At 36.4% G+C, this 10,208-nt stretch carries 6 protein-coding genes; all 6 read right to left on the bottom strand.

Annotated features, from left to right (window positions below; translation table 11 throughout):
- Positions 1–532: 532 nt before the first annotated feature.
- On the bottom strand, positions 533–2,317 hold the full coding sequence (locus tag EFD62_RS06720; protein ID WP_128705889.1) for an ATP-dependent helicase: 1,785 nt from the start codon (positions 2,315–2,317) through the stop codon (positions 533–535).
- 4 nt (positions 2,318–2,321) lie between these two features.
- Complete coding sequence (locus tag EFD62_RS06715; RefSeq protein ID WP_128705888.1) at positions 2,322–4,310, bottom strand: ATP-dependent nuclease; 1,989 nt, start codon at positions 4,308–4,310, stop codon at positions 2,322–2,324.
- Between the two features lie 739 nt (positions 4,311–5,049).
- The gene (locus tag EFD62_RS06710) at positions 5,050–6,474 is read right to left on the bottom strand and encodes a TniQ family protein (RefSeq protein ID WP_128705887.1); all 1,425 of its coding nucleotides are present in this window, start codon (positions 6,472–6,474) and stop codon (positions 5,050–5,052) included.
- Positions 6,471–7,721, bottom strand: a complete 1,251-nt coding sequence (locus tag EFD62_RS06705) for a TniB family NTP-binding protein (RefSeq protein WP_128705886.1) — start codon at positions 7,719–7,721, stop codon at positions 6,471–6,473. Before EFD62_RS06705 ends, EFD62_RS06710 begins: the two co-directional genes overlap by 4 nt.
- Positions 7,714–9,534: a Mu transposase C-terminal domain-containing protein gene (locus EFD62_RS06700; protein ID WP_128705885.1), complete on the bottom strand. Its 1,821-nt coding sequence runs from the start codon at positions 9,532–9,534 to the stop codon at positions 7,714–7,716. Before EFD62_RS06700 ends, EFD62_RS06705 begins: the two co-directional genes overlap by 8 nt.
- Positions 9,521–9,868 (bottom strand): PDDEXK family nuclease, encoded by a 348-nt coding sequence (locus EFD62_RS06695; protein ID WP_128705884.1) that lies wholly within the window; start codon positions 9,866–9,868, stop codon positions 9,521–9,523. Before EFD62_RS06695 ends, EFD62_RS06700 begins: the two co-directional genes overlap by 14 nt.
- Positions 9,869–10,208 lie beyond the last annotated feature (340 nt).

Genomic DNA, 10,208 nt, shown 5'->3' with positions numbered 1-10,208 from the left:
CTACCCCCAACATTATTATCGACTCCCACTTATATAATTAACATTATGTTAATCTACAAGTGGAAGTTTGTGAATAGGTGGGGCATTTTCTTTCCCGAAACCGGGTAATTTAATTTTACCACTGACATTAGCCTTTATATATTGTGAAACAGTACATGCAGCGGAGGTCTCTCCGCTGCATGCATAATCTCATTATGAGAAATTACATAGATTCTCGAACTATATTTTAACCTTTATATCAACCCCGAAGAATTCCGAATCCAAACAATGCCATTTCCATCTTTAGAACCTTATACAATAACATTTTAATGCGTACAGCCTCAAAGAACTTTATTTTCCTAACGGAAGAACTTTGACTGTTCTACCGATGTCCTTCGATCACTTGTAACTACTGGGTTTTATCTAAATTTTAAATCTTTTTTCTTTTGCCCTAGCGTGGAAAGGTTTGGGGTTAGGTAAAAGTTTTGGGAGCTTAAAATATGGTTACAAGGTAAACAAAGTAGGAAAAGGCTTTTAGTACATACATTATAATCTATTCAATCAATCTCATTTTTAGTCTTTTTAAATCTTCAATGGTCATTTGTGAAAGCTCATCTGTTGCAATACATAAGAAATCTTTAGCACGGCTTAATGCAACATAATATAGTCTACAGTCATCATCTGCACTTTTTACGTCAGGATTAAGCAAGTGCTTAATATCCTCATTATCCTCAAAGTATACAAGAACCGATTGAAATTCAGCTCCCTTTGATTTATGAATTGTACGTATGGTACTTTTCTTCTCTTCTCCAAGTTTTAAACCTAAAACCAAATCGATCACATTAGAAACTTGTGCAAATGTCTTAAAAGCTCCAGAACTTACCTTTTTTAGTGTAATTCCCATTCCGTTAAAGAAAGTAATCAAATCGTTGTAGAATGTTAGAACATTTTTTTTCAAATTTTCATCCCTATTACTTGTTAGGTATACCAATAATGCTACTGCTATACTTCGTTTGAATAGATTTTTAATTTCAAATGAACAAGATGTAAATGGATCTTTTAGCTCTCCATTTTTATCCGTCTTAAATATCTTCATAACTTCCTTAACTGCTGTTTCATACATCGAATTATTTGCATATTCTTGTGCTGTCAAGATAATTTCAATAAAACGTTGCCGTTTGCTGTCCACTTCCAAAAAGTCGCTCCAAACAGAAACATTACAATTTCCAACACAACTCTTTAACATTGTTACTGCGTCATTTCGGCGAGTAACAATACAGCTATCGCCATTTAACCCCAAACATTCTCTTTCTGCATTAAATTTTTTTATTATTCCTTCGGTACTTTTATCAATGATGACACATACTTCACTTCCATCTATATCTCTATAGCATTCTTGAACAACCTCGTCCGTACCTCTCACATGATTTAGAAGGTTTATAATATTTCTTGTACTTCTTCTATTATACATAATTGCATAATTCTTCTGTCCGGGCAGTTTGAACTCAAGGAAGTCAGTTCTTGAAGCACCTTGAAATTGAAAAATCGATTGTGCGGGATCCCCGATTACTCCAATTATAGATCCCGCTTCAGATATCCACTTTAGTATTTTTGTTTGAACGGGATGAGTATCTTGAAATTCATCAATAAAGATGTACGGATATTTTGCTGCTATAAAACTACGTAATAATGGAAACTGTTTTAATATTTCATAAGAAAAGAACAATACATCTTCATGGTGGATAATGCCATCGTCCCAAAACATAGCTTTATAAGCATAAAATAGGTTTAAATCCATAAGTTTTTTAAACCTTTTCCTTTGCCATTCATTGCGAGGCTGTAGTATCATGTCATCTCCATTTAAGTACCACTCAAGTGATGCCAAAACATCATGTAACTCATCATTTTTGATTTTGTTTTTAAATATAACTGAACTCATCTGTCCATTACCTAATATTCTACCAACACTCGGTATATGGTCATCATGTCCATCAAGCCGTTCTATATTTACTAAATAGTTCCCATTCTCATTTTTGAGCAAATGGACATACGGTTTTACTAGACAATTATATAAAAAACTGTGAATTGTTGAAACTTCAACACGATCTCCTGCCATATCAAGGCGTGTTTGAATTTCATCAACTGCTACATTTGTGTAGGTTATACAAGCAACCTTTGAAGAAGCAAATAGTTTTGTTGAATTCTTAAGAATATTTCTTATATTGTTAATCAACCAATATGTCTTCCCTGCACCTGGACCCGCAAATACTTTAAAATGGTGATCGAAGTCTGACAAAAGATGATCTGATGTTATAATTTCTATTTCTTCATTAGGCATCACACTAATCCTCCTCATCATAACAAACCCATTTAAAAGCATCCTTAATATGTAAAGGCAAATTAAACACTTTACGTGTTTCAGCTTTTAAGTTTTCCTTTAATTTTTCAGCAAGATTGAATGCAGGCTCACCTTTTCCTCCTTCTACGTAAGTTAGGTATGAAGCTGCCTTTTTAGCTTTTTCCTTGTCTTCAGCACTCCATACAGAACTTTCGAGTCCCTCAAAGTCAATTATTTCAACTGCTTCGTCGAATATCAAATCTGAATCGCTGTTTTCATATGCTAAATCGTATTCAAATGTTTTGCCTTTGCCTGTCGAATTATAATAAACTTTTACATTTTCACAATCTTGTACTGATGACAGTAAATTAGTCACAGCTCCAGAAACTTTTGAATATGTATATTCATCTGGCTTTGCGTCTACCTCGAATGGAAAACATTTTTTCCATCTTCTTGACTTGCCAGAAGGCACATTATGTGGCAATCGTGCAGGATCACTATCAATGATGCATGCAACTCTTCTACTTATGGCATATTTTTTTCGTTCTTCCTGAATCCCAGCTCCAAAGATTTTTATAAAATGCTTAAATGTTAAAGCATCAACCCGAACCATTGACACATGACTTTTATCGAGACTTTTACAAGCATACTCTGCCAGAATTGGCAAGAGTATCTGTTCCGCAAGCCCCTCTCCGAATAAAACAGCTTTTGAAAACAGCATAGTTGATTTTGTTGCATCCAAATATCTAGCAACATATTTTTTTGAAGATTGATCCTCTGGTGTATCAGAAAATACTTTGCCCGGATACGCTGGTACTATTTCCCCATGCGAATTAACATTCATACATATAATAGGATCTAATCCTACTGCTGCCGTTATATGGGTCGAATGAGTAGTTATAAAAATTTGACGGCTTATTTCATGCTTATCTATTTCGTCTTTTAAAAAACGCAGGAAACTATATTGCAATGCTGGATGAAGATGAGCTTCAGGCTCCTCTATTAAAAGCATGGGAAAAACTTTCGCATTTTCTCCCATTTCAGAAGATACCAACATTTTAAATTTTGAAAGTAATAATGATATGTAGATTAGGTTATTATAACCCATACCGTTATTTACAACAGGAACTTCAATACCAGTTTCCTTTTTTATCATTAACTTAAGAACAGAAAGTACATCACTCGTATCGAGTTGCCCACCTAATGTAGGATGCCCACCAACAGAAGCACCTGTTTGATCTGCAAGCCCAAAAATTTTACCAACAGATATACGAGCAATCATGTTGGTAACCAGACTACTTGAATCTGTCTCAAACATCTGATTACGTTGTTCTTGTACCGTTTTCCTTTCATTTTCATCCTTTTCAAGTAAATCTGAATCTATAAAAAAGTTTAAAATCTGCTTGAGTAAAGCATTTCGCCCTGTAAACATTTTACTTTCTACATCTCGGAGTGCATCAAGTACCTCACAATGAAATTTATCTAAATACTCTTGGTCTGCTCGATTCTTGCTTTCATAATTCCCGCCATAGATTCTTGATGTATATTTTTTCAAATATTTTTCAAGGATAGCCCACTTTTTTCTGTTTTGATCTTCATCATCTACTGCTTTGATATCTTCTGCGAACTTTTTATGATCTACCTCTGGTAAAAAGAATTTGTATGTCAAAGTAGCTTCCCATGGTGAACCCAGTTTTGTTAGCCAGCTTGCAACAACAGCCCTATCTTGAGCTTTCTCGTGATTTGAAGATTGAATTGTTAATACAAAAGTTATCTCTGGAGGTTTTTCTCCGATAATAATGTTTTTATTAAAATCGTCAATACCCATAGCACTACTGTTGTTAGCCCCTTTAAAAAAATACTGGAGTGCTTTCATTATAGTTGTCTTTCCACAATTGTTTTCACCAATAATTACATTAAGACCTTCATTAAATTCTATCTCAACATCCTGAAAACACCGAAAATTTTGAATTTTTAACCTCGAAATATACATGTTCTCTTCTCTCCCATTACATAATGAATGTATATAATTGGTACTTTTCAACCTTTATATTCAATATTCAACAATAAAAGTCAGTATCCTTCTTAATTAGTTGACCAATTACTTTTATTTCTATTTTATCATTAATAAGCAGAAAATAAAATCTTTTTATCGATAATAGAGTCAGCTTTCAGATGCTATATTTTAAACTTTATAGTTCTTTTATGCTCATCTCGTTCGCAAATTCTTTTCTTACTCTTGTCTTTTCAATATCCTCCAATCAACCATATCTTTATCGTCTTTCTCCGATGCTGCACTCGAATTTTATAATCTTCAATTTCCATATTAAGTATCTTTCTTCGGTATAAAATAGGGCCTCAACAACTGTTTGTGGCTTTTTATTCATATCAGGCTTTTTCAGTCTGTTTTATGTTGATAAGCTTAAGCCATAACAAAAACATCTCTTAAGTATAACCTTAAGCCCAGCATAAAAGATTAATCCCAACTCTACACAATCAACCCTAATTGGATGATAAAGCATATATCTTTATCGTTCCAATTATAAGTGGATATTACAAACTCCTGCATTTCTTATATATATAAAGAGAATTCAGGAGTTTCTACTATGCTGTGATAAAGATATGGCTTCTGAATAAGCTTGAGCATATGAGATTTCAGTTATGGCTTAAGCTCATTTTAAGTATATTAGTATTAGGCATATGGATTTTGATATCAAAGCAAACCAATTAGTTTACAATAAGTGTTTAATCCTTTCTGCCATTTCTTCCTCTACCATTTCATCAATATAAGGCAGACAGGCTTCAAAATTAACACGCCTCATATTGGTAAGATTGCGGACCTGTTTCCAACTAAAAGGCTTTCCCTCCTTCAAAATCTTATTGGTAGCCCATACGACTTCCCTTGCCCAATAATGTTGCTGGCTTTCCTCATACTTTAGGATTTCCTCTTTGCATAGCGGCAATTTCTCAATCTGCTTGTCTGGTAGCCCCAGCTTTCTATTAATAAGCGACGACGTTATTTTATGCGGGCGATCTGTTCCATTACCATATAGCTCTTTAATCATTTCTTTTACCTTTGGTAGCAGTTCTGCATCCAGCTTACTCCACAAATAGCCTTTTGCTCCGCATTTATGCTGTACCCTATGATTCGACTGATAGGCTTTTAATACCGCATCACCGATAGTTTTTACTATATCAAAATCTGCATCCAACTCCTTTGCCACACGCCTATAGATCATATCCATATGCTGTGTTTCTTCTGGTAATGACATATTAACCATCTCATGTATCGGTATATTTAAAAACATTGCCAGCTCACATATTTCATTAAAATTAAAGCGATAATCATTAAAAATCTTTTGGATCTGAAAAAGTTCCAGTTTAGCTTTTCCTTTTATTTCATCATAGAAATTCAGATAATCCTCATAAAAGAGTGTTAAATTCCGAAATAAGCCAGAATCTGATATGTATTTTGTCCCTTTCAGTTTTGAATGCAGGAATCGTCCCACTGATACATTGCTATCTATATCTATAGGGGCTTGGAATATTGCCAGTGTATATTCCGCCAGCTTTATCTCCAGCAAATTATTACACCTTGATATTTCTTCCTCTTCTGGTACCACCTTTTCTGCCGCAGTAAGATTAGGTGTAGCTTTTCCGCTGATCAATATGTTGCTATTTACCAGATAGCATTCATGTATGGGACAAACATTTACGCCTACCATCTGATGACCCCGGTGCCAAAATGTCTCTCCATATTGCTCCCTATCTTCTTTTGCACATAAAGGGCAGTACCGGAGGTATCTATCTGCCCCCTCCTTTTTATTTGGAATAACCAATAGATTTCTGTAATTCCCGTTCAATGACACGAGTGCCTCAAAGGCTTTCATCCTACGAGGTTTTCTCATAAATCTTGCGTAGTATGGATACATTGTATGTTTTTCCACCAGCTTTTCCATTGGAATCGTTTTGACAATTATCTCACGTATTTCTGGACGGAGTACATTGATAAATTCATGGTCTGGCCTTACCTGTTTGTAGGCATAAATATCCTCTGCGGCATATGTGTATGATAGGTATCCCGATTGCATATAAAACCTTGATAACAGACTGTACACCAGTTCATCTGGATATATATCAGGAAAATATGTAATCATACATTCACCTCCGTCACCGAAAACCTTTCTTTCAATAATTCCAGGAAATCCAGTTCTTGACGCTTGGCTATTTTGGCCAATTCAACAATGCTATTCTTATCATCTGCCTCCAAAATACCAATCTTGCAAGGTTCTACAAGACACTTATGTTTCTTGTGTCTGGAGGTCTGTCGATTGATAACAATAGACGGATTCAAGTAGTCATGGAGCATATTAAGCCGTTTTTTATATGCTTCATTTAAGGTATCTATATTGAGTATTTCTTTTTTGTTCAGGATTGCTATTTCCTGTGCATCATGGACCAAGGAAATCACTATGGAAATGATACCGTTGCTGTGTTCATACAGCCATTCTATAACAGCATCTGTAAGTTCTGTCCGTTGCTTTACATATTGGAATCTGAATACAGTCTTACAGAACTCTTTGAAATAGTTATCATAAGGCATGTTGCTGTAATGCAGCCCCAATGACCTTCTTGCGAGCTGCATAGCCTGTTCAAAGAATGAAGAACTCTCTGGCGTCCCGACCATGCAGATACTGATGCCAGAATTATTAATAAGCTGGGTCAGCACCGCCACCAGACTATTTCCACTTTTGTTATTACAGATGTTCTGTATTTCATCCACTACCAATAATCCAATATGGTTCAAAGACACCTGTGACACATTTCCAATCAACATATCTGTAGTTGCCCTTGCTCGCAGAGCATTTTCGTAGTATTTACTGCCTATCAACTCATCTACTTTGCGTAATATTTCCAGCAATAGCCCCTTTGCTGAACAATCAAACGGGCATTGAGAGATTAAGCACGGAATTATTTTTACGTAAGGATTTTGTACTTCAATAATACGATTCTCCGTGATAAGTGATATCGCTCTGGATATGGCAGAGCTTTTACCGATACCAGATGCACCAATGATAGTAAAGCTGTCAGACCCGCCAATGATACCACTATAGTTACTCTGTTGGATAGCTTTAAAATTTTCATTCTTTTGCTGTATTGCCAGCTTTGTCCCTTTTTTCTGCAGAGATCGCAACATTGCTAGATATAACTTACTATATATCTCCAATGACATTTCCGAAGGCAAATAGATATTATATAGCTCATTCAACTCCATCAATCTCATGGCGTCATTTTCCATTCTAATATTTTCGTCATAATGCGGGATATACTCCAAAGCGGATTTCAGCTCTTCTCCTGCCTTCATCTTTGGAAGTTCATAAATCAGATTACTGATATCATTCATCAATACCAGCCTCCTTCACATGATCAAGATGCAGTTTATCCAGTTCCTTTCTTCTGGTCTCACGGATACTCTTGATATTTACCTTATTGTTCTTTGTTATATTTCTGGAAATCACCTCAATATGGGTTGCCAGTTCCATTTCTGCCTGAACCCTATCTTTATTAGCAATTCCCACTATCAGTCTCTGCTTCTTTTTTATACCCATAACAACATCCAACGGTTTATCTCTAAATCTAGAATCAATCAGTTCAAATCGGATGTATGTGCCATTCTCCAGAATCCACACATTACTGACATCCTCTGGGTTATAAGCAACAACTGCCTCTTTCCCCTGCAAATACTTTTCTACATAATTGGGATGGTGATACCTCATCTTATTTGCTTTTAGACCAAATCTAGTAAACTTCCCTATAGTTCTCGGCAGTAAGGTTAGTACAAGCTGCTCCGTGGAGACTGATATAAGGTTTACTCCAGGCTGATTCTTTCCCCATTCCCAGATGCTGTTTGCGTTGGGCTTAATGCCTGCTTCTATCATTGCCTCTGTGTATGGAAACTCACCAAATACTCTCTTGGAATTATGGAAGAGGATACAATGTAGTATTATTTTCTCAAACTCTTTTATTGTCAGGCAGGCATCCTTCCTGTAATCATGTGCTCCTCTCTCCAAGTAATCTGGCTCTATGACACCCCTGCCTTTCAAGAATGGTTTATAGCTGTCTTGCACTAAATCAAAGAATTTTTCCACTGGACCTTTTAGTTCTGGTCTATATGCGGGTAAATTTGTAATCATAACACCTAACTCTGCAAGCTGTGCAAAGGTATCCGATGTATACTCCGCACCCTTGTCCGATATCAGCTTTCCTGGTATCTCTTTTGCTGGCCAATCGCTTTCATTGATATGGATTCCAAACCTACTGCAATGCTCCACCTTATCTGCAATGATATTAACCATTAGATTACGAAGACTGTACACGCCACCTTCCCACGAAAGAGAATATCCGCAGCACAAACCACTATAAGCATCAATACAGGCAGTCAAAATCGGTCTTCCAACCAAATCGCCGATTTCATTGACAAGATAGATGTCGCAAACCGTTGCATCCAACATCCCTACACCTGGAGCTATGGCAAAAGTTCTTACTCCCTCGCTGGTACATGGTCTTTTATTTCGCTGGTATGCTTTCAATCCTTCTCTGGATATGTAATATGTCTGCATATTTTTTGTCTTACGGTAAAAATACCTAAACTGATAAAATGAAGGATATGCCGATGATAATTTGCCTTCTCCATCGCAGTATTTTTCTTTTAGCATAAGTGTATAAGCTGTATGTAAACTGTTCCTGTTTTTGTTGTAGAAGAATTTATTTAAAGCCCAACGCATATTTTTTTCATCTTGCGATAAAACACGCTTATCATCATTTGTCTTTGGAGCTAAAGCGGTGATATTCTGATATGCCAGATATCGGCACAAGTATTTCCGTATTGTTTTTTTACTGACATGATATTCTTCCGCCGCCTTATCAATGGCTCTGCATCTCATGGTATTATCTGACACATAAGGCAGTATCCCTGAAATCATGGTATAATGCTGATAAGCTGATTTCCTTGCGTCTGAATTCAAATCATCAATATCCTCCTTAAAACCTTTTGACAATGCCTGCTCTTCACATGGTGTATAATCTACTATGGAAGCAATTTTTCCCCATTTCGGCATCGTAAGCTTGATACAATCGATAAAAAGCAGTCTGTCATCCTCAATGGCTAATACCCTTATAATTGATTCATCATTCTTAAGCAAATCATTTTTCTTCATCGATAGCCAACCCCCAATCTGAAACTCCATGACGCAGCCAATACTGTCTGGATGCTTCCAATAATCGTATAGTCATCGGCTTTGTAAGGAGTCTTCGGAATACACATTCCCTCACCATCAGATCCCCATCCTGTTTGGTGCATACAAAATCTGTAGTGTATTCACCTTCCTCCAGTCCGTCAAGCGGCACATTGCATTTGAATTCTACAATGTCTGGGCAAGCGGAAAGGATCTCGGCATATGCATACTGTATAGCATCATAAGTTCGACACACATCCGTACATTTTTCAATCATCCTTTTTTCACATCTACCCTTGTAGTTTTTTCTCCTCATATACTTCCTCCTGAAATTTGTTCAGCATATACAGACAAGTTCGATAAGTGTTTTCCCAAAAACATTAAGAAATTCCCCAAAAACAGGGTTTCCCTCAAAAACAATTCGGTTTTTGGGAATTTATTAAATCGCCGAATCCATTGATTTTACTGAATTCCCCCGACGATTTTCCTTATCCCAAAAACACATTTTCCTAAAACCTCTATGTCCCCCTCCAATCCCTCATTCCCTCTTTTCCATCAAAAAAGGCAAACTCGCTTTCCCTCCCAAAAACAGGCTCCCAAAATCAAGAGTCTCTCTACATTTTGGGGAAGGCGGGTGGCAGGTCACTCACAAAAAT

It is taken from the genome of Acetivibrio mesophilus (genome assembly GCF_004102745.1).
GTDB classification, from domain to species: Bacteria; Bacillota; Clostridia; order Acetivibrionales; family Acetivibrionaceae; genus Hungateiclostridium; species Hungateiclostridium mesophilum.
This window is presented reverse-complemented; position numbering and strand designations above follow the sequence as displayed.